Annotated in this window: 20 protein-coding genes and 2 tRNA genes; 13 read left to right on the top strand and 9 right to left on the bottom strand. The window is 68.3% G+C overall.

Annotated features, from left to right (window positions below; all coding sequences use genetic code 11):
- Positions 1-12: 12 nt before the first annotated feature.
- From QFW77_RS15225 to QFW77_RS15205, 5 genes are all read left to right on the top strand, one after another.
- Positions 13-1,878: an AAA family ATPase gene (locus tag QFW77_RS15225; RefSeq protein ID WP_280575637.1), complete on the top strand. Its 1,866-nt coding sequence runs from the start codon at positions 13-15 to the stop codon at positions 1,876-1,878.
- A 332-nt stretch (positions 1,879-2,210) separates the two neighbouring features.
- Complete coding sequence (locus QFW77_RS15220; protein WP_280575635.1) at positions 2,211-3,455, top strand: phage major capsid protein; 1,245 nt, start codon at positions 2,211-2,213, stop codon at positions 3,453-3,455.
- A 56-nt stretch (positions 3,456-3,511) separates the two neighbouring features.
- On the top strand, positions 3,512-4,030 hold the full coding sequence (locus QFW77_RS15215; protein WP_280575634.1) for an HK97 family phage prohead protease: 519 nt from the start codon (positions 3,512-3,514) through the stop codon (positions 4,028-4,030).
- Between the two features lie 11 nt (positions 4,031-4,041).
- Positions 4,042-5,214, top strand: a complete 1,173-nt coding sequence (locus tag QFW77_RS15210; RefSeq protein ID WP_280575633.1) for a phage portal protein — start codon at positions 4,042-4,044, stop codon at positions 5,212-5,214.
- An 84-nt stretch (positions 5,215-5,298) separates the two neighbouring features.
- Positions 5,299-5,751, top strand: a complete 453-nt coding sequence (locus QFW77_RS15205) for a terminase small subunit (protein WP_280575632.1) — start codon at positions 5,299-5,301, stop codon at positions 5,749-5,751.
- 196 nt (positions 5,752-5,947) lie between these two features.
- Here QFW77_RS15205 and QFW77_RS15200 read toward each other — a convergent pair whose 3' ends face one another.
- From QFW77_RS15200 to QFW77_RS15185, 4 genes are all read right to left on the bottom strand, one after another.
- On the bottom strand, positions 5,948-6,121 hold the full coding sequence (locus QFW77_RS15200; RefSeq protein WP_280575631.1) for a hypothetical protein: 174 nt from the start codon (positions 6,119-6,121) through the stop codon (positions 5,948-5,950).
- A gap of 326 nt (positions 6,122-6,447) precedes the next feature.
- A complete protein-coding gene (locus QFW77_RS15195) occupies positions 6,448-7,221 on the bottom strand; it encodes a hypothetical protein (protein ID WP_280575630.1) in 774 nt (257 codons plus the stop codon).
- Positions 7,222-7,604: 383 nt separating this feature from the next.
- Positions 7,605-7,679: transfer RNA gene (locus tag QFW77_RS15190), tRNA-Val, on the bottom strand.
- Between the two features lie 88 nt (positions 7,680-7,767).
- Entirely contained in the window at positions 7,768-8,619 is an 852-nt protein-coding gene (locus QFW77_RS15185) for a hypothetical protein (protein ID WP_280575629.1), read from the bottom strand.
- Between the two features lie 149 nt (positions 8,620-8,768).
- Here QFW77_RS15185 and QFW77_RS15180 point away from each other — a divergent pair, with 149 nt between their 5' ends.
- The gene (locus QFW77_RS15180) at positions 8,769-9,290 is read left to right on the top strand and encodes a hypothetical protein (RefSeq protein ID WP_280575628.1); all 522 of its coding nucleotides are present in this window, start codon (positions 8,769-8,771) and stop codon (positions 9,288-9,290) included.
- The gene (locus QFW77_RS15175) at positions 9,248-10,579 is read left to right on the top strand and encodes a DUF885 domain-containing protein (protein ID WP_280575791.1); all 1,332 of its coding nucleotides are present in this window, start codon (positions 9,248-9,250) and stop codon (positions 10,577-10,579) included. Before QFW77_RS15180 ends, QFW77_RS15175 begins: the two co-directional genes overlap by 43 nt.
- Before the next feature lie 93 nt (positions 10,580-10,672).
- Here QFW77_RS15175 and QFW77_RS15170 read toward each other — a convergent pair.
- Positions 10,673-10,748: transfer RNA gene (locus QFW77_RS15170), tRNA-Phe, on the bottom strand.
- 158 nt (positions 10,749-10,906) lie between these two features.
- Between QFW77_RS15170 and QFW77_RS15165 the strand changes: the two genes are divergently transcribed.
- Positions 10,907-11,383 carry a DUF6491 family protein gene (locus QFW77_RS15165; protein ID WP_280575627.1) on the top strand — a complete coding sequence of 159 codons (477 nt, stop codon included), beginning with the start codon at positions 10,907-10,909 and terminating at the stop codon, positions 11,381-11,383.
- Here the strand turns inward: QFW77_RS15165 and QFW77_RS15160 are convergent.
- Genes QFW77_RS15160 through ftsY form a run of 4 tightly spaced genes read right to left on the bottom strand, consistent with a single transcriptional unit; the run spans position 11,353 to position 15,231 of the window.
- Positions 11,353-11,634, bottom strand: coding sequence for an oxidative damage protection protein (locus QFW77_RS15160; RefSeq protein WP_280575626.1), 282 nt, complete (start codon positions 11,632-11,634; stop codon positions 11,353-11,355). The two genes, QFW77_RS15165 and QFW77_RS15160, sit on opposite strands and share 31 nt — an antisense overlap.
- A complete protein-coding gene (gene mutY / locus QFW77_RS15155) occupies positions 11,631-12,692 on the bottom strand; it encodes an A/G-specific adenine glycosylase (RefSeq protein ID WP_280575625.1) in 1,062 nt (353 codons plus the stop codon). The genes QFW77_RS15160 and mutY overlap by 4 nt, the downstream gene beginning before the upstream one ends.
- On the bottom strand, positions 12,689-13,945 hold the full coding sequence (locus QFW77_RS15150) for an AsmA family protein (RefSeq protein ID WP_280575624.1): 1,257 nt from the start codon (positions 13,943-13,945) through the stop codon (positions 12,689-12,691). The genes mutY and QFW77_RS15150 overlap by 4 nt, the downstream gene beginning before the upstream one ends.
- Positions 13,942-15,231 carry a signal recognition particle-docking protein FtsY gene (gene ftsY / locus QFW77_RS15145; protein ID WP_280575623.1) on the bottom strand — a complete coding sequence of 430 codons (1,290 nt, stop codon included), beginning with the start codon at positions 15,229-15,231 and terminating at the stop codon, positions 13,942-13,944. Before ftsY ends, QFW77_RS15150 begins: the two co-directional genes overlap by 4 nt.
- A gap of 95 nt (positions 15,232-15,326) precedes the next feature.
- On the opposite strand from ftsY, the gene rsmD reads away from it, so the two are divergent.
- From rsmD to ggt, 5 genes are all read left to right on the top strand, one after another.
- On the top strand, positions 15,327-15,899 hold the full coding sequence (gene rsmD / locus QFW77_RS15140) for a 16S rRNA (guanine(966)-N(2))-methyltransferase RsmD (protein ID WP_280575622.1): 573 nt from the start codon (positions 15,327-15,329) through the stop codon (positions 15,897-15,899).
- A 52-nt stretch (positions 15,900-15,951) separates the two neighbouring features.
- Entirely contained in the window at positions 15,952-16,455 is a 504-nt protein-coding gene (gene coaD, locus QFW77_RS15135) for a pantetheine-phosphate adenylyltransferase (RefSeq protein ID WP_280575621.1), read from the top strand.
- A gap of 39 nt (positions 16,456-16,494) precedes the next feature.
- Entirely contained in the window at positions 16,495-16,980 is a 486-nt protein-coding gene (locus tag QFW77_RS15130) for a hypothetical protein (RefSeq protein ID WP_280575620.1), read from the top strand.
- 105 nt (positions 16,981-17,085) lie between these two features.
- Positions 17,086-17,334: a YfhL family 4Fe-4S dicluster ferredoxin gene (locus tag QFW77_RS15125; RefSeq protein WP_280575619.1), complete on the top strand. Its 249-nt coding sequence runs from the start codon at positions 17,086-17,088 to the stop codon at positions 17,332-17,334.
- 43 nt (positions 17,335-17,377) lie between these two features.
- Positions 17,378-19,168: a gamma-glutamyltransferase gene (gene ggt / locus QFW77_RS15120; protein WP_280575618.1), complete on the top strand. Its 1,791-nt coding sequence runs from the start codon at positions 17,378-17,380 to the stop codon at positions 19,166-19,168.
- The last annotated feature ends 9 nt before the right edge of the window (positions 19,169-19,177 follow it).

Genomic DNA, 19,177 nt, shown 5'->3' with positions numbered 1-19,177 from the left:
TGGGGGCATCCTTTGAACGCATTTGAATCCGCGCTTGGCAGCGTGGCGGCGAGTTGTCGTTTCTTTGTCTATCTATTGACGTGGAACGCCGAGCGCGGCAAGTACGATAAACGGCCAGTTGGATCGCCCGCAGCTGCAGGCATGACATACCCGCAGGCGCATGCCGAAACAATACGGTTGCGCGCAGGCGGTCAGCTGGCGACCGTGGGGCTGTGGCTGACGGCTGAAAGCGGCCTGTTCTTTCTCGACATTGATGCGCTAGCCGCAGACTACACCCCGGACGCGAGAGCGCAGCAGTTGCTGGCGATGTTCCCCGGCGCGTTCGTGGAGTGGAGTAGCAGCCGCAGGGGGCTGCACATCGTTGGCCGACTGGTCGCGCCGGTGCTGCATAGCAGCCGCAATGATGCGATGCACTTGGAGTTCTATACGTCGGAGCGGGGCATTGCGCTGAACATCGATGCTGAGCCTGCGGGCAGCATGGACAGTGCGCATGATCTTGGCAGGCTGGTGACGGAGTTCTTCCCGCCGCGCACCGTGGCGACGGTCAGCGGCGAGCGCAGGCCGGAATGGCGCGGCCCTGCCGATGACGATGAACTGATACGTCGCATGCTGGCGGCGCGTGTCAGTGCAGCCGTAGCGTTTGGCGGCAAGGTGTCGCCGCAACAGCTTTGGGACGGGCAGGCTGAAAAGAACAGTAACAATGATGCTGCGCTAGCGTCGCACTTGGCGTTCTGGACTGGCTGCGACAGCGAGCGCATGGAACGGCTGCTGTGGCGCAGCGGCATGGTGCGTTCCAAGTGGCGTGACCATCGTACCTATCTGTCCATGACGGTCGCCAACGCTTGTGCGGCATGCAGCACCGTGTACCAGCAGCCGGAGCCGCCGCCCCTGCCTGCGCCTGTAGATATCAACGTGCGAAGCGGCGCCGCACTCATGCAGCGCGCGTTCGCACCTGTGCAGTGGGCATTGCATGGCCTCATCCCTCAGGGAACGGCGATCCTAAGCGCTGCCCCCAAGTCCGGCAAGTCGTGGCTAGTGCTGCAGGCTTGCATCGCGGTGGCTGCGGGCGTGCCGCTTTGGCATGGGCGCGAGCCTGAGAAGCAAGGCGATACGCTATACCTGGACCTGGAAGGTGCCGACCGCAGATTGCAGGAGCGAATCGCCGGGCTGCTGAAGACCTTTCCGGCGGACACTTCACTAAACGGCTTCTTCTACGACACCGAGTGGCCGCGGGCTGAAGCTGGCGTTGTCAAGCTGCGCGAGTGGTTAACGGAGCATCCACGGGCGCGAATGATCGTGATAGACACACTCGCTAGCTTCCGCGATCCGGACCCCGGCCGCCGCAGCGCATACATGGCCGATTACGCCGTTGGCGAAATGTTGAAGCCATTGGTGCGTGAGTTCCCGGTGGCAATCGTCATCGTTAGCCATACCCGAAAAATGACCGCCGGTGATCCTATGGACAAGATCAGCGGCACGCAGGGGCTAGTTGGCGGCGTGGACAATTACCTGATCCTTTCGCGGGCCAACGGCAACATGGAGGCAGAACTAGTCGTCAACGGCCGAGACATCAAAGAACCGCAGGAACTGGCGCTGCGAACGTTGAAGGATGGCGGTTGGGTATGCGTTGGCAATTCCTACGACATAAGACGGAGCGACGAACGGAATGACGTTTTGAAGGCCCTGGCGGACCTGGGAGGCGTAGGCACGTCCCGGGACATCCACGCCGCACTGGACACCCCGGTGAAGCTGGACACGCTTTACAAACGCCTGGGGCGCATGGTGGGCGCTGGTGAAATCATCAAGGCTGGGAAGTTGTACACGCTGCTGTCCAAGATGGACCACCAGCTGAAAACTCCGCCGCTACCGGGGGCGTGAATTTCCGCTGTGACACACACACGGTCCATCCTGTCCAGTGTGTCCAGTGTGTCCAGTTTTGAAGGCGCCAACGTTCGTTGAAGCCGTCAACGCGTAGGAACTGGACCTACTGGACACACTGGACAGGGTGGACACAGTGTGTGGGCACCTTCCCGCCATTGAAGCCGTTAACGTCATCAACGCCACGTTTCGCGCAATTGGACACTCGCGGCGTATGGGTTGGAGCGTCGCCACGAATCGCTGCAAGTCACGTCCGAACTTGCTTTACATCCAGCCGCAACCGCATTGAATAGCGAACCGGGACTGTCCCAACACAACCCGGAGCCATTGCAATGACCCTCGCAGAAATCCGGCAGCGCAAAGCTGCCAAGACCGCCGAAGCCCGCGCGCTGCTGGCGAAGGCCGAAACCGAAAAGCGCCAACTCAACGCCGACGAAGCGTCCAAGTTCGACGCCATCAAGGCCGAAATCACCGACCTGGAAGCGGCCGAGTCCCGGCAACAGTTCGTGGACGACCAGGAGCGCCGCGCCGCCGGCACCACCGTGGTCAACGGCAACGGTGGCGACACCATCGCCGCGCTGGAAGGCCGCGTCTCGCTGTTGCGCGTGCTGCAGGCCGGGGTGGAAGGCCGCTCGCTGTCCGGCCCGGAACTGGAATACGCGCAGGAGACAGAGCGCCGCACCGGCCGCAAGGCGCAGGGCGTGTTCGTCCCCATGTCCGCGCTGGAACGTCGCGTCAACACCACGACCAGCGCCGGGGAACTGGTGCCGACCGATCACCGGGCCGACCTGTACATCCAGCCGCTTCGCAACCGTCTGCTGGCCCGGCGCCTGGGCGTGCGGGTGTTGTCCGGCCTGCACGGCAACGTGGTCATCCCCAAGCACGGTGCGGGCGTCTCCGTGGGCTGGGTGGCCGAGAACGCTTCCGTGCCGGATAGCAACATCGACCCGGCCAGCGTCACGCTGTCGCCAAAGCATGCCGGCGGGGTCACCGAGTTGAGCCGCCAGCTCATCATGCAGTCCAGCCCGGACGTGGAACAGCTGGTGCGCGATGACTTCGCCGCGGTGCTGGCGCAGGCCATTGATTCGGCGTTGATCAAGGGCGGCGGCGCGAACGAACCGAATGGCGTGCTGTCCACGGCCGGCATCCAGACCGCCAACCTCGCCACGCTCAATTGGGCGAACGTGCTGGCGATGAAGGCCAAGGCGGACATCGCCAACGCCGACGCCACGTCCTGGCTGTTCAATCCGACCGTTGCCAGCAAGTTCGCCGGCACCGAGAAGTCCAACGGAACCGGCATCTACCTCATGGGCGATGACGGCAAGATTGCTGGCGTGCAGTCCTACAGCACCAACCAGGTGGCAGACGTGGACGCGGACCCGGATACGGGCGTGGCGATCCTGGGCGATTGGTCGCAGGTGCTGCTGGGTGTGTGGAGCGAGATTGACATTCTCGTTAACCCCTACGCGCAGCCGGCTTACGGGCGGGGCGGGGTGCTGGTGCGCGCCATGTCCACGGTGGACGTGGCGGTGCGGCATCCGCAGGCGTTCGTGGTCGCGTCCGACCTCACGCTGTAACAGCCCGCAACGTGTAGCCCGTCCACGCGGCGGGCTGCACCTTTGGAGCCCTCCCCATGATCGAGAAACGCGCCACGGCGGGCGTTACCGTCAACGGCCGCAAGCTGGCCGGCTACATCGCCAAGTTTGACAACCCCACGCGAATCGGAGACTTCACCGAAGTTATCCGGCGCGGTGCGTTCGCGGCTTCGCTGTCCGCGGGGCGTGACATCCTCGCGTTGTCCGACCACGACACCAGCCGGGTGCTGGGCCGCACCCGTAGCGGGACGCTCACGCTGGCAGAGGATGCAACCGGCCTTGCGTTCGCGCTGGAACTGCCCGACACACAAGCGGGCCGCGACTTGGCGGCGTTGGCCGAGCGTGGCGACCTGGGCGGATGTTCCTTCGCCTTCAACGTGCCCAAGGGTGGCGACTACTGGACGGGCAACACGCGCGAACTGCGAAATGTGGACCTGGACGAAGTGTCGATTGTTCAGAGCCGGCCCGCGTACCCGGACACCGAAGTACACCTGCGCAGCCTGCAGCCGCAAAGCCAACTGGCACTCATGCGGTACTGGCTCGACACCTGCCGCTAGGAGTTGACGCAATGAATATCTGGAACATGCTACGTGGCCACACGGAACAGCGCGCCGCCGATCCCTCATGGGACGCGCTGGCGAACGGCGGCAACAACACCACGGCCGGCGCCTATGTTGACGCCAAGTCGGCGGAGAGCATCAGCACCGTGTACGCGTGCGTGCAGGCGTTGAGCGAGTCCACGGCCTGCCTGCCGCTGCACACGTACCGCCGCACGGACGAAGGCTACCGCGAGCGCGCGGACGGCCATTGGCTGTCCCGGCTGTTGGAGCGCCCGAACGAGCAGCAGACGGGGATGGAGTTCCGCGAGTCGCAGACGGCCGCAGTGCTGCTGTGGGGCAACGCTTACGCGCGTAAGGAATTCAACGGGGCGGGGGAAGTGGTGAGCCTGCAGCCGCTGCACCCGCAGCGCGTATCCATCGTGCGACTGGATAGCGGTCGGCATCGCTATGATTACACGGACGACAACGGCCAGCTGGTCCGGCTGCTGCAAGATGAAGTGCTGCACCTGCGCGACCGTACGGACCCCGGCAGCATCGTGGGCAAGTCCCGTATCGCCATTGCTCGCGAAACCCTGGGCCTGTCCCTGTCGCTGCGTGCGCATGGTGCGGGCGTGTTTGGTCGTGGCGCGCGGCCTGCATCGATCATCACCAACGAAGGCCAGCGCGATCTGACCACGGAACAGCTGGCCTCGATGCACTCGCGGCTGACGCAGTACGCGAGTCCTGCCAACGCGGGTAAGACGCTCATTCTTCCGCGCAACATGAAGTGGCAGACGGTTGGCCTGTCCAACGAGGACGCCGAGTGGATCGGCGCCATGAACTTCAGCGTGACGGAGATTTGCCGGCTGTTCCGCGTGCCGCCCATCCTTGTGCAGACCCTGGAACAGGCGTCTTACAACAACGTCAACGAGCTGGGCCAGCAGTTCGTGCGCTTCAGCCTGCAGCGCTGGTTGACCATGTGGGAGGAAGGCATTTCCCGCGCACTGCTGGGTCCGATCGCGCGTCAACGCTATTACGCGGAACATGCCGTGGACGGCCTTCTACGCGCGCAGCCCAAGGAACGCAGCGAGTTCTATAAGTCCGGCATTGACGCGGGTTGGCTGGACGTGGAGGAAGTGCGCCGGTTGGAGAACCTACCGCAGCGGCGCGTTGAAGCCGTCAACGTACCGGATGCCAGTTGACGGGAAATCACTGGCAGCTGGTTGACGCCTAGACCGCCCGTTCCCTCACGCAGAGACTAAAAACCGCTTGAAGGTTCAACAACTATGAAGCAACTCAACGAAAGACAACGGCAGTTTGTGTCAAACAAGATTGCCGGATGCACGAACAAGGCTGCTGCGTTGGCTGCTGGGTACTCGCCGAACGGTGCGGCGCAGGCCGGCGACCGGCTCATGCGTGAACCCGCGATCCGTGCGGCGCTGAAGGCTGCTGGCAAGAACACGCCCGCCGTGGACGCCAAGCCTAGCAACACGCCTAAGATGCCGCGCGCCAAGTACGCCGACCCGGTGGCGTTTCTGGAAGACGTGATGAACCACGCGGAGTTGCCTATTGCGATGCGCGCGGACGCTGCGAAACAGCTGCTTCCCTATAAGCACGCACGCATGGGCGAGACGGGCAAGAAAGAAAAGGCGAAGGACAAGGCCCGCACCATTGCGCGTGGTGGCAACAAGTTCGCTACGAAGGTTCCGCCGCAATTGACGGTGGTGCGCAACGAGTAAGCGCGGAGTGAGGGCAGCCGGGCCGCGCGCGTGTTCATCCCGGCTGCTGGCGGATCAGGTGTGAGTGCCGCCCCTTAGAAAACCGCACCAGCAGAGGCGGCGTGAGACCCGCGAAACTGCGCCAAGTCCAAGTTGGCCGGGGCCAAGTTGGCACTGCGCCCCCGGTGAGCCTGCCAAGCACCGGGGGCGTTTTATTTTATTCCTGCTGCTGTGCTTTGCTATTTATCAATTTAGCTTGATCAACAAATACTTGCGCCGCTTTGAATGAGTATTCGGCAAGGTTGTCAAGGGTTTGTTTGTCGGCTTTGCCTTTGCTTGCTAGCGCGACAAAAATATCACGTGCAATATTTGCGTACGTCGTCAGCGCCATGTGCTATTTCTCCGTGCGACCGGGCGGTGCAACACCTAGGATTTTGAACTCAACTCTAGGCGGTTCTGGTAATGGAGTTGGAGAAGCAAGTGCCGCGAGTGTGGCGTGCCACAAGCTGCCATCCCCCGCATGCGTGGTGTCTGTGCCTACGTGGAGTAGTGTGCACCCATGTTCTGAAATCAGGTGGTTGATTCCTTCTTCAAATTCTTCGCCACCGATCATCCGCGACCTTCCGCAATAAAAGGGACAACCTCGTGAGATGTGCGTGGCTAAGGTAATAACAGCTTGCGCATCTTCAGTTCGCATGGTTGTCTTCTCGAAAAAAGTTAACTGCGAGCGTCGTCGTTACTAGGTTGGTTCGATGCAGATTCGGGGTCTTCGCGTTCTTGTTCCAAGTACCAGTAATCTATATTTATAGTTCGAGCTTCCGACATTCTTAGAATGACGTACTCTCCTGGAATCTCAATCCATCCGCGCTCGTTGTACGATTCGCGATGTTCGTCAATTTCGCTCTGGCTAGGGCGCCTAATCGGGCGCCTAACAGCACCAAGCAGTACTACGCGCTCAAGTTCTCCGTCACTTGCTATTTTGAAGTCCTTTACCATGCCAGCGTACAAGTATGTGTCACCGCCGACATCGATGTCTGTGGTGAGCCATATAAAATCCGCATCTTCGTCCCTTAGCAGGTCATACCAGTTCGCGCGACGATTGAGTTTTATCAGGCGATTCGCACACTTGCCAAGAATGAATGCGGAAATGGAGGCAAAGATGAAGTAGGCGCTTACATAGCGCCAAGTTCTGCCGGCGTCGTTAATGAGCTGTTCGACGCGATCTGAGCGCGAATCGCTTAGAAGCAAAGAGATGGCTTGGCTAGCATCCGGCGCAGGGATACCAAGATAGGGAGTTATGACGTTTGCAATCGCAATGCACAAGCTGTGCATTGCGATTGCTGCCACTACTGAGCCGACTATGCCAAGGCTGATCTGCCCGTCAAACAAGGACGGTGTGCGAGTCGTATAAAGCCTGGACAGCCCGGCTACAAAAAGCACACCTGGCACAAGATACAGAAGGCCTAGGATCACGTTCCCTGTGATGTTCACACGTCAGCGCGCTTTGGGCGGCTTGCGGCCTGTGCTCGTAGCTTCCTTTCTCTTGCTCTTGTCTGTACTCAGTGTCAGTCCGAAGGACACAAAGCGTCCGCCGGCAGACGAGCGGGCCGTAAGAACTTTGGAGGCCGTGTCGTGCGCACGCGCTGACGACGAAAATAGGCGATCCATTACTCGCTCATTGTAGCTTGCACGAGAAGAGACGGATTTCATGGCTTCCTCGATGATATGGGCACCGGGGTGCAATTCAAAGTAGCACAAATTGGCCAATCTGCAGTCGTGAGGGGTTCTCCCGAAAAGCAAAAGTGCCGTGCAGGACGCATGCAGGACAGAAACGACAAAGGCCACTACGCGGTGGCCTAAGTGCTTGATTTCGCTGGTGGGCGGTGCAGGGATCGAACCTGCGACCCTTGCCGTGTGAAGGCAATGCTCTACCGCTGAGCTAACCGCCCGTTGCCGGAGCCGGGCGCTTGGGGGCGCTGGCCGGGCCGCGTAGTTTACGGGCGCCGCCGGGGCGGGACAAGCGGCCCGGCGGACCGGTCATTCCAGCTGGTCGCGGGCATAGGCCGCGTCCAGGGCCTCCATGGCGTCGCGTGGCTCGATCGCGGCCGCCTTCTCGTAGGCCGCGGCGGCGGCGTGCTCCTGCCGTTCGCCGTGCAGCAGCATCAGCAGGTTGCCGTGCTCGATATGGACGATCGGCGAGGCCGGGGTCAGGCGCAGCGCGGTGGCGATGTGCGATTCGGCCTCGGCGGCCTTGGCGCCATAGGTCAGCCCGCCGATCATGGCGCCGACCTTGCCGATGATCTCGCCATGGAACAGCGCCAGGGCGATGTGCGCCTCGGCGTGCCTGGGCGCCAGTTCCAGCGCCGCGTCCAGCGCCGCCCGGACCTTGCCGGCGATCCCCTGCTTGAGCGCCTTGGCGATGCTCAGCCCCTGGCTGTGGCGGCCAAGCGCGAAGGCATGGCCGTAGTGGCTGTTGGCCTCGCCGGGCAGCGCCGTCACCGCGGCCTGGGCGATCTGCGCGGCACGCTCGAAGCGCCTGAGCCTTTCGGCGTCGTTCGCGACCAGGTGGGTCGCGTGGATACCGAGCGCCTTCACCGCCACCGAAGCCCCGACCGGCCCGAGCTGCTCGCCGGCCTCGAAGGCCGCCCGGAAGTCGCCCCGATGGAACGCGCGCCAGGCTTCCTGCAGGCTGCCGGCCAATGCCTTCGCGTCCAGCCCGGCCGGAGCCGCGGCGCCCGCCGCCTTCAGCAGCGCCTGGGCGCGCTTCTCGTCGGGCCAGGGCTCGCAGTCGCCGGCGTGCAGCTTCGGCCAGACCTTTCTCAGCGCCTCGCCCGAATAGGCGAACCGGCTGGCGTCGTGCGGAAACGCGGCCCATGTCGACTTGGCCATCCCTTCGCTCCTTGTGGTCGGTTGCCCGCAGCATCCCGCCCTGCGCGGCAGGTGGCAAGCCCGTGCCGGGCGCGCGATGGCCATCCGGCCCATGCAAAGGTTTGCTGCGGTGTGGACAATCCACCCCAGGTCGCCGCATGGAACCCCGAATGCCCAGAAAGCTGATCAAAACGCTCGCCCTGGGCCTCGCCCTGCTCGCCGGGCCGCCGGCGCTTGCCGCGGAGGGCGGGCTGCATGCGGCGATGGAAGCGCAGTTCGACAGGGCGGTGGCCGCCGATCCCGAAGTGGCCAGCATGCTCGGCGCCGGCGACGCCGCGAGCAACGCCCGCCTGACCGACATCTCGCTGGCCCGGCGCGAGGCGCTGCGCGCCGAGCTGCGGGCATCGCTGGAGGAAATCGAGCGGTGGGACCGCGACGCCCTGGAAGGCCAGGAACGCTGGAGCCACGATTTCGCGCGCTGGTTCTACCTGCGCCAGGTCGAACTGCTCTCGTTCGACTGGGCGCCCGCGTGGCTGCAGCTTTCCTCCGGCGTGTACGCCGTCGACCACCTGTTCGGCGTGGCCACGATGCTTCCGCGCTTCATGGACAACACCCATGCGGTGACCGACGAGGCCGGCGCAGCCAGTACATCGCGCGGCTGCGGGCGTCGGGCGCCAAGCTCGACCAGCTGATCGCGAACTTCGACATGCAGGCGGCCCACGGCGTGGTCCCGCCGCGGGTGGCGCTGGAGGGGGCCGCCAGCCAGATGCGCGAGCTGCTGCGGCCCTCGGCGGCCGACAGCGTCTTCGTCGGGTCGCTGGCGCGCCGGCTCGACGCCGTCGACGGGATCGACCCGTCCTTGCGGAGTCACCTGCTCGAGTCGGCCGCCGAGGCGGTGCGCGAATCGACCAATCCCGGCTACGCGCGCCTGCTGGCGCGCGTCGAGGAGGCGCTGGCGGAGCAGCCGCACAGCCACGGGCTGTGGGCGGTGCCGGAGGGGGATGCCTACTACGACGCGGCGCTGCGCTGGTACACCAGCACCGAGCTGGACCCGGAACAGGTACACAGGATCGGCCTGGCCGAGGTGGCCCGGATCGAGACGGAGATGGACGCGATCCTGCGCGGCCAGGGGCTGGAGCAGGGCAGTCTGGTCGCACGGCTGGATCTCCTGGCCGGGGATCCCGCGCACCGGTTCGAGGATTCGCAGGCCGGACGCGACGCGCTGCTGGCCGAGGTTCGGGCGATCCTGGACCGCGCCGAACCCGCGTTCCCGGAGCTGTTCGGCCGCATCCCCAGCCAGCCGCTGGAGGTGCGCCCGGTGCCCGAGTATGCACAGGACGCCTCGCCGGGCGGCTACTACTTCCCGCCGGCGATGGACGGCTCGCGCCCGGGCACCTTCTTCATCAACCTCGGCAGCATGGACATGCCGCGCTGGAGCCTGCCGACCCTGGTCTATCACGAGGGCGCGCCCGGCCACCATTTCCAGATCGCCCTGGCGCAGACCATGGACGAACTGCCGACGCTGCGCCGCAGCCTCAACCCGAGCGCGTTCTCGGAAGGCTGGGCGCTCTATGCCGAGCAGCTGATGGCCGAGCAGGGCGCCTATCGCGACGATCCGCTGGGCGACCTCGGAAGGCTGCAGGCGGAGATGTTCCGCGCGGTGCGGCTGGTGCTCGATACCGGCCTGCACCGCAAGCGCTGGCCGCCGGAACGCGCGATCGCCTACCTGCGCGACAAGACCGGGATGGGCGAGGCCGAGGCGCGAACCGAGGTTCACCGCTACCTGGTGCAGCCGGGCCAGGCCAGCTCCTACAAGATCGGGCACCTGAAGCTGGTCGAACTGCGCGAACGCGCGCGCCGGCGCCTGGGCGACGACTTCGACATCCGCGCGTTCCACGACCTGGTGCTGGGCAATGGCGCGCTGCCGCTGGCGGTGGTCGAGCGCGCGGTGGACGCGTGGATCGCGGAGCAGGGCGGCTGAGGCGCCGGCAACGGGCTGTCGCGAGCCGTCGCGGGCGGAAACGCGAAAGGCCGCGATCGCTCGCGGCCTCTTTGCTGAAGCTTCTTCACCGCATGGTGGCCGGGGACGGAATCGAACCGCCGACACGGGGATTTTCAATCCCCTGCTCTACCAACTGAGCTACCCGGCCGGGTGATGCGCTGCGGCCGGGCCGCGTGCGAGGGCGGCATGATACGGGGCGGGGCGGCGGGCGGCAAGCAGGATAGGGGCTGAACCGAAATCCGCGCTATGACACGCCGTGCACCGCCGGGGGGGCATCCTCGGGGCAGGTACATTCTGGAGCCATCCATGAAATCCATCACGCCCTTCAAGTCGCTGCTTCCGGTCCTGCTGGCTGCGCTGGGTCTCGCCGCCTGCGCCAGCACCGGCATGCGCGATGCGGAGAAGCTGGAGATGTACCGGGACCATGCAGGCGAGCCGGTTCCCGATTTCCGGTTCTTCGGCCAGATCAACGGTTGGACGCCGCTGGGCGACAGCGCGGTGGCAGTATGGACCCGGCCGCGCGAAGCCTGGCTGCTGGAACTGCACGGGCCGTGCCCGGATCTGCCTTTCGCCCACGCGATCTCGCTGACCAGCAACATGAATCGGGTGCACGCGCGCTTCGACAAGGTGGTGGCGCTGGGCGGCAGCTCGATCGAGATCCCTTGCACGATCCGCGAGATCCGCCCGTTGGACGTGGGGGCGATCCGCGAAGCCGAGCGCCAGAACCGCGAGGAGGGTGCGGGCGAACGGGCTCAGCCCGGGCCGGCGCCCTCGGGTACGTAACCCGGCGGCCGCTCGGCGCCGCCCTCGAACAGGAACTTCTCCATCTCCTTCTCGAGCAGGGCGCGGTGCTCCGGGTTGAGCGGAGAGAGCCGGTTCTCGTTGATCAGCATGGTCTGGTGCGCGAGCCAGGCGGCCCACGCAGCCTGGCCGATGCCGGCGTGGATGCGCTTGCCGAGTTCGCCCGGCCACGGCACGAAATCCAGGCCCTCGGCCTCGCGCTGTTCGTACTGGCAGAACACGGTGCGGGTCATCGTTCGCCTCCAGCGAGCAGCAGCCGGCGGATCGGTGCCGGAATGCCGAGGGTGCCGAACTGGTCCGGCGCCACCCAGCGCAGTTCGTCATTGTCGCGCACTGCGGCCCGCGGCGCGACCGTGCGCCAGCGCCGCGGCAGGATCCGCAGGCGGTAATGGGTGAAGGCATGCGCCACCGGATCCAGCGCCTCGCCGCCGGCGTAGTCGCCCTCGAGATGGCCCTCGAACCAGTCGCGGGCGGCTCCGTGGTCCGGCGCCTCGGGCAGCGACCACAGCGAGGCCCAGATGCCGATGGGCGGGCGCCGCTGCAGCAGCACGCGCCCCTGCGCGTCGTGGAGCTGCAGCACGATCGCCTCGCGCTCGGGCAGCGTGCGGCCGGGCTTCGGGGTGGGCAGCTCCTCCACCCGGCCCTCGCGCAGCGCCACGCAACCCCCGCGCACCGGGCACAGCAGGCAGGCCGGCGCGTGGCGGGTGCACAGGGTGGCCCCGAAGTCCATCTGCGCCTGGGTGTAGTCGGCCAGTCGCGTCCCCGGCAGGTGCGCTTCGGCCAGCTGCCAGAGCCGCTTCTCGACCGCCGGCAGCCCAGGCCAGCCGGCGACCCCGTGCCAGCGGCACAACACCCGTCTGACGTTGCCGTCGAGGATCGGGAAACGCTCGCCCCAGGCCTGGGCAAGGATCGCGCCGGCGGTGCTGCGGCCGATGCCGGGCAGGGCGACGAGCGCGGCGAAGTCGCGCGGCAGCTCGCCGCCGTGCCGCGCCACGCACGCCCGGGCGGCGGCGTGCAGGTGGCGCGCGCGGGCGTAGTAGCCGAGTCCCGACCATAGCGCGAGCACCCGGTCCAGCGGCGCCGCCGCCAGCGCCGGCAGGTCCGGCAGCGCGGCGACGAAGCGCTCGAAGTAGGGTGCGGCGACCGTCACCTGGGTCTGCTGCAGCATGATCTCCGACAGCCACACCCGGTACGGCGTGCGCGGGTGCTGCCAGGGCAGGTCGTGGCGGCCGTTGGTGTCGAACCACGCCAGCAGGCGCGCCGCGAAGCCGGGATCGCCGGGCCCCGTCATGGCACCTCGTCCGGCACCGGGATCGTGTCGTCCTCGAACTCCACCTCGACCCCGTGCAGCACCGCGCCGGAGATCTCGAGGCGCGGCGCGGTCAGCCGTCCGGAGAGCGGCGGCAGCGGCGAGCCCGTTTCCAACGAATCGGCCCAGGAGGCGATCTCGGACACGCGCAGCCGGGCGTCGAACCGGGTGTCGTCGCGCTCGAGCCGCAGCGCCAGCGGATCCTCCAGCGACATGCCGCCGCGGTACGCCAGCGTGAACGGCAGCGGCGAAGCCGAGCCGCCGACCGGCGGCGGCAGCGCCGGCCACGCCTCCGGCCAGCGCGCCAGTTCGCCTTCCAGCTGGAGCGCCAGCGCCGTGCCGAGCCCGATCGCGCCGCGCGCGCGCAGGCGGGGCACCAGCCCCCCGCCGCGCAGCACCAGCGCCGCGGGCCGCAGCGACAAGGCGCCCTCGGCCACCGCGCCCTCGGCCGCCAGCCCGAGCACGAACGGCTCGACCACCGCGCCCGACAGGTAGCGGCTGCGCATCGACAGCCGCAGGCGCTGCAGGCGCATGCCGCCCGCGGCGTGCGCCGGCGCCAGGCGCGTCGACAGCACCAGCGCCGAGGGCAGCCGCCAGCCCTCGGCGGCCGGCGATATGGCGCCGGCAAGACCCACTCCGGCATCTTCCGCCGGCCGGGTCATCGCGGCGTGCAGGTCGAACGGCGCCTGCAGGGTGCCCGCGACGTAGCGGCCGCGCAGGTGCGCGCGCACGCGGCGGCCGGGCGCGAACGAGGGCAGCTCGAGCGCGAGATCGCGCACCAGCCAGCCGTCGCCCAGCAGCCTGCCGCCGGCCACAGACAACCCGTTGCTCAAGGTCGGAAGACGGCCGTCGCCGGGCGGCCGCGCCGCCCACCAGCGCTGCAGCGCGGCCAGGTCGGCGACCGGAGCATCCAGCTCGATGCGCTCGATCACCAGCTCGGCGCCGCGCGAGCGCAGCGTCGACCAGGGCAGGGACACCAGCACGCGGTCCGCGGTCAGCAGGGTGTCGGTGCCGTCGCGGCTGCGCGCGACCACATCGCGGGCGACCAGCTGCGGGGTGCCGCGCAGCCGGTAGTCGAACGATTCGGCCTCGATCCGCAGGTCCAGCGCCTCGCCGGCCAGCGCCAGGATGTGCGGACCGAGGAATTCCGGCCGCAGCGCCAGGCGCAGCGCGAGCAGCGCCACCAGCAGCAGCGCCGCGGCCGTCAGCAGCGCGATCGCGCCGCGGCGTTTCACCCGCCCAGCGACTCGGGCAGCAGGGCGTCGACGAAGGCCTCGGGGTCGAACACGCGCAGGTCCTCGGGGCGCTCGCCGATGCCGGCGAAGCGGATCGGAATACCGAACTCGCGCGCCAGCGCGAACACCACGCCGCCCTTGGCGGTGCCGTCGAGCTTGGTCACCACCAGTCCGGTGACTCCGGCGGCGGCATGGAACTGGCGCAGCTGCGAAACCGCGTTCTGGCCGGTGGTGCCGTCCACCACCATGAGCACCTCGTGCGGCGCGGCAGGATCGATCTTGCCGAGCACGCGCTTGATCTTCCCCAGCTCGGCCATCAGGCCCTGTTGGGTGTGCAGCCGCCCGGCGGTATCGGCGATCAGCACCTCGCAGCCGCGCGCCCGCGCCGACTGCAGCGCATCGAAGGCCACCGAGGCGGCATCGGCGTCCTGGCCCTGCGCGACCACCGGCACGTCGTTGCGCTCGCCCCAGGCCTGCAGTTGCGCCACCGCGGCGGCGCGAAAGGTGTCGCCGGCGGCCAGCATCAGGCTGCGGCCCTCGTCGCGGTAGCGCCTGGCGAGCTTGCCGATGGTGGTGGTCTTGCCGACCCCGTTGACCCCGACGGTGAGAATCACGAAGGGCCTGGCGCCGGCGTCGATCTCCAGCGGCCTCGCCACCGGCCGCAGCAGCGCGACCAGTTCGTCGCGCAGCGCCGCCAGCAGCGCCGCGGCATCGGCGAACTGGCGCGCCTTCATGCGTCTGCGCATGCCTTCGACCAGTCCGGTAGTGGCGGCGACGCCGACGTCGGCGGTGAGCAGGGCGGTCTCGATCTCGTCGAGCAGGTCGTCGTCGAGCTTCGGGTTGCGCGCGAACAGCCCGCCGAGGCTGCGGGCGAAGCCGGTGCCGCCCAGGCGCTCGCGCCAGCCGGCGCGCCCCGGCGCCGCGGCCGCCGCTTCCGCCGCGGCGGCGCGCGATGCAGCGGCCGCGGCGGCGATCGCGGCCGCGCGGTCCTCGATCGGCGGTGCCGGTACGGGTGCCGTGGGAGCGACGGCGGGCGCCGGCGGATCCTCAGGCGGAGTGGGCCGCTCCGGTGCGGTGGCGGCGGTACCGGCGGGCGACCCGTCGGGGCGGTCGGGCTCCGCTGCCGGCGCGCGCGCCGTGCTGGCGGGGGCGCCGCTGCCGGGTGCGCCACGCTCGGGGGCACGACTGTCAGGAAACGCAGCGGCGAGTTCCTCGATGCTCAGGCGCCGCCTGCTGTCGTCCGGCCGGGCCGGTTCGGGTTTGTCGCGTCGGAACCAGCTGACCATGCGGTCGGGAAATCGCGGATGGGGGAGAATGGCGGCATGTTAGCACCGCAGCCCATGACGACTTCGCCGACGCGGCCTCTCACGAGGAACCGTTGATGGGCGCCGTGCCGGGCCGCGTGCGCATCATCGGCGGTCGCTGGCGCGGCACCCGCCTGCCGGTGCCGGATGCGCCCGGGCTGCGCCCGACCTCCGACCGCGCCCGCGAGACCCTGTTCAACTGGCTGCAGCCGATGCTGCCGGGCGCGCGCGTGCTGGACCTGTTCGCCGGCACCGGCGCGCTGGGCCTGGAAGCGCTGTCGCGCGGCGCGCGCGAGGCGCTGCTGGTCGAGCGCGACCCGCGCCTGGCGCAGGCGCTCGAGGAGACCGTGGCGCGGCTGCACGCCGGCGACCAGGCGCGGGTCGTCCGCGCCGATGCCCTGGCGCTGCTGCGCGCACCGCTGCACGGCCGCTTCGACCTGGCGCTCCTGGACCCGCCGTTCGCGGCGCAGCTGTGGCGGCCGGCACTCGACGCACTGGCGCCCTGGCTGGCCGATGGCGCGTGGCTGTACCTGGAGTCGCCCGGTCCGGCCGGCGTTGCCGCCGGCGAAGGCTGGGTGCCGCACCGCGAGGGCCGCAGCCGCGACGCGCATCACGCGCTCTACCGGCGCGCACCGCGGGCGCAGGCATGACGCTGATACACTTGCCGGCGCTGTCCCGGCCCTTCCGACCACGGACCCATCCATGAGCGTGGCCCGCACCCGCATCGCGGTCTATCCCGGTACCTTCGATCCGATCACCAACGGCCATGTCGACCTGGTCGACCGCGCCGCGCCACTGTTCGAGAAGATCATCGTCGGCGTGGCCGCAAGCCCGGCCAAGGGGCCCACCCTGGATCTGGACCTGCGCGTACGCCTGGCGTGCGATGCGCTGGCCGGCTACGGCAACGTCGAGGTGCGCGGATTCGACTCCCTGCTGGCGCATTTCGTGCGCGACCTCGGTGCCGGGGTGCTGTTGCGCGGGTTGCGCGCGGTGTCGGACTTCGAATACGAGTTCCAGCTGGCGAGCATGAACCGGCATCTCATCCCCGAGGTCGAGACGCTGTTCCTCACGCCGGCGGAACAATACGGCTTCATATCCTCTTCGCTGGTCCGCGAGATCTCCCGCCTCGGCGGCGATGTGTCCGCATTCGTGCCGGCGGCGGTGGCCGAAGCGCTGCAGGCCGAATGGCGGCGCACCGATGCTTGAATCGACATGACAACCACACCAAACCCGGGGAGGAACACCATGCAGATCATCACCCGCGTGCTGCTCGCGGCCAGTCTCGCGCTGCCGCTGGCCGCCTGCCAGAAGGACGACGCCCCGGAGCAGGTCGAGCGCGCGCCGCTCACCGCCCCGGCCAACGGCGATTCGGCGCAGTGGCGCGCCTACCTCCAGGACCTGGTGCCCCGGCACATGGAGGGCATCCAGAACCAGCCCTACATCTACCTGGTGCCGGACGATGCCGTCGCCGATTTCGACGCCCAGTTCGAGCGCCTGAGCGAGAAGGCGCAGACGGACGTCGCGCGCGGCATCATCCGCGGCAATCTGCTCGCCTATGCCGGTGCCGATTCCAACCGTGTCGCGGACATGGTGGTCGCGGCGTTCGAGAACGTGCCCAAGGGCAGCATGGACGGCGTGCGCGTGCTGTTCATCGGCGACGCCGCCGACAGCCAGCGCGTGGAACAGGCCGTTGCGCCCGCCGGTGTCGAATACGTCTTCGTCGAGAAGTAGGCTGGCGATGGCCTCCGGTCCCGGCGCACGCCGGGGCCGGACCCCCGCTCCGGGCGCGCTGCCGGCCCTGCGCGCGCCCCACTCGCTCCCCCGGGGATCCCGACGTTGGCGCTGAAGATCAACGAACTCTGCGTCAACTGCGACGTCTGCGAGCCGGCCTGCCCCAACCAGGCGATCTCGCAGGGCGAGACCATCTACCTGATCGATCCGGCGCGCTGCACCGAGTGCGTCGGCCATCACGACGAGCCGCAGTGCGTGGTGGTGTGCCCGGTGGAGTGCATCGACCCCGATCCGGAACGTCCGGAATCCGAAGCCCAGCTGCTGGCGAAGCTGCGCCGGCTGCAGGCCGGTTGACCGGGCAGACGCCGCCAGGCGCGAACCAGCCACAGGAGCCCGCATGAACTTCCTCTCCCGATCGATCCTGCTGCTTGCCCTGGCGTGCGCGCCCGCGCTGGCGTCGTGCCAGGAAGTCGCCGCGCCGGCGCCGGCGCCAGCGATCCCGGCGGACCGCGCCGATGCGGCACGCCCCCCGGGGATGGCGGTGGCGTCCGCGCATGCGCTGGCGACCGAGGCCGGGCTGCAGGTGATGCGCGAGGGCGGCAATGCGTTCGACGCCGCAGTGGCGGTCTCTTCGACCCTGTCGGTGGTGGAGCCGATCAGCTCCGGCCTCGGTGGCGGCGGCTTCTTCCTGTTGCACCAGGCCGACAGCGGCCGCGAGGTGTTCGTCGATGCGCGCGAGACCGCGCCGGCGGCGGCGACGATGGCGCGCTACCTGGACGCCGACGGCGGCTTCGACAGCGACCGCGCCACCAACGGGCCTTGGGCGGCGGGCATTCCCGGGCTGCCGGCGGCGCTGGTGCACGTGGCGGAGAAATACGGCCGGCTGCCGCTGGCGGCGACGCTGGCGCCGGCGATCCGCATCGCCCGCGAGGGGTTCCCGGTGTACGCGCGCATGGCGCGCGGCTACGAGCGCCGGCGCGAGGTGATGGAGCGCTACCCGGGCAGCCGCGCGCTGTACGCGCCGCAGGGCAGGCCGCTGCGGGAAGGCGACATCTTCCGCCAGCCCGACCTGGCGCGCACCCTGGAGCGACTGGCCGCGCAGGGGCACCAGGGCTTCTATCGCGGCGAGACCGGGCGCTTGCTGGTCGAGGGCGTGAACGCCGAGGGCGGGCAGTGGACCGCGGAGGAGCTGGCCGCCTACCGGGTGGTCGAACGCGATCCGCTCCGGTTCCGCTACCGCGACTGGGAGGTGGTGACCGCGCCGCCGCCGTCGTCGGGCGGGGTGGCGTTGGCGCAGATGCTGCAGATCCTGGCCGGCTGGGACCTGGAGTCGCTGGACCAGGTGCAACGCACCCACCTCACCGTCGAGGCGATGCGCCGCGCGTTCCGCGACCGCACCTTCTACCTCGGCGATCCAGACTTCACCGATATCCCGATCCGCACCCTCACCAGCCGCGACTACGCGGCCGGGCTGCGCGCCACCATCCACCCGCACCGCGCCACGCCGAGCGACCTGCTGTCCGGTGAGCCGACTCCGCTGGAGGACGAGGAAACCACCCACTTCTCGATCATCGACGCCGCGGGCAATCGCGTCGCCGCCACCCAGACCGTCAACCTGCTCTATGGCTCCGGCCTGGTCGCCCCCGGCACCGGCGTGCTGCTCAACAACGAGATGGACGACTTCGCGCTCAAGCCCGGCACCCCGAACGCATTCGGGGTGATGGGCTTCGAGGCCAACGCCCCCGAACCGGGCAAGCGCATGTTGAGCTCGATGACCCCCACCTTCATGGTTTCGGACGACCGGGTCGCCGTGCTCGGCACCCCGGGCGGCACCCGCATCATCACCATGGTGCTGCTGGGGATGCTCGGCTACGACGCGGGCCTGGACGCGCAGGCCGTGGCGGCGCTGCCGCGCTTCCACCACCAGTGGATGCCGGACCGGATCTCCGCCGAGAGCGGGGCGCTGGCCGCGGACACGGTGCGCGCGCTGCGCGAGATGGGCCACGAGGTGGACGCGCCGGACGAGGCGGAGGTGGAGCGCCGGGCCGGCGGGCGCGCTTCCAGCCACGTCTGGGGCAACCTGCAGACCGTCGCCTGGGACCTGCGCGACAACACCCTCGAGGGCGGCAGCGACCCGCGCAATCCGGTGGGCAGGGCGGAAGTGGAGCTGCGCTCGGCGGAACGGTAGTCGCGCTCG

The sequence above is a fragment of the Luteimonas endophytica genome, assembly GCF_029887875.1.
In the GTDB taxonomy this organism is placed as follows: Bacteria; Pseudomonadota; Gammaproteobacteria; order Xanthomonadales; family Xanthomonadaceae; genus Luteimonas; species Luteimonas endophytica.
The sequence above is the reverse complement of the archived record's forward strand: the minus strand, read 5'-3'. Positions and strand labels throughout refer to the sequence as shown.

Coding starts and splice junctions, on each gene's coding strand:
- QFW77_RS15220 (WP_280575635.1), top strand. CDS start 2,211: ATGACCCTCGCAGAAATCCGGCAGCGCAAAGCTGCCAAGACCGCCGAA.
- QFW77_RS15215 (WP_280575634.1), top strand. CDS start 3,512: ATGATCGAGAAACGCGCCACGGCGGGCGTTACCGTCAACGGCCGCAAG.
- QFW77_RS15210 (WP_280575633.1), top strand. CDS start 4,042: ATGAATATCTGGAACATGCTACGTGGCCACACGGAACAGCGCGCCGCC.
- QFW77_RS15205 (WP_280575632.1), top strand. CDS start 5,299: ATGAAGCAACTCAACGAAAGACAACGGCAGTTTGTGTCAAACAAGATT.
- QFW77_RS15200 (WP_280575631.1), bottom strand. CDS start 6,121: ATGGCGCTGACGACGTACGCAAATATTGCACGTGATATTTTTGTCGCG.
- QFW77_RS15185 (WP_280575629.1), bottom strand. CDS start 8,619: ATGGCCAAGTCGACATGGGCCGCGTTTCCGCACGACGCCAGCCGGTTC.
- QFW77_RS15180 (WP_280575628.1), top strand. CDS start 8,769: ATGCCCAGAAAGCTGATCAAAACGCTCGCCCTGGGCCTCGCCCTGCTC.
- QFW77_RS15165 (WP_280575627.1), top strand. CDS start 10,907: ATGAAATCCATCACGCCCTTCAAGTCGCTGCTTCCGGTCCTGCTGGCT.
- QFW77_RS15160 (WP_280575626.1), bottom strand. CDS start 11,634: ATGACCCGCACCGTGTTCTGCCAGTACGAACAGCGCGAGGCCGAGGGC.
- mutY (WP_280575625.1), bottom strand. CDS start 12,692: ATGACGGGGCCCGGCGATCCCGGCTTCGCGGCGCGCCTGCTGGCGTGG.
- ftsY (WP_280575623.1), bottom strand. CDS start 15,231: ATGGTCAGCTGGTTCCGACGCGACAAACCCGAACCGGCCCGGCCGGAC.
- rsmD (WP_280575622.1), top strand. CDS start 15,327: ATGGGCGCCGTGCCGGGCCGCGTGCGCATCATCGGCGGTCGCTGGCGC.
- coaD (WP_280575621.1), top strand. CDS start 15,952: ATGAGCGTGGCCCGCACCCGCATCGCGGTCTATCCCGGTACCTTCGAT.
- QFW77_RS15130 (WP_280575620.1), top strand. CDS start 16,495: ATGCAGATCATCACCCGCGTGCTGCTCGCGGCCAGTCTCGCGCTGCCG.
- ggt (WP_280575618.1), top strand. CDS start 17,378: ATGAACTTCCTCTCCCGATCGATCCTGCTGCTTGCCCTGGCGTGCGCG.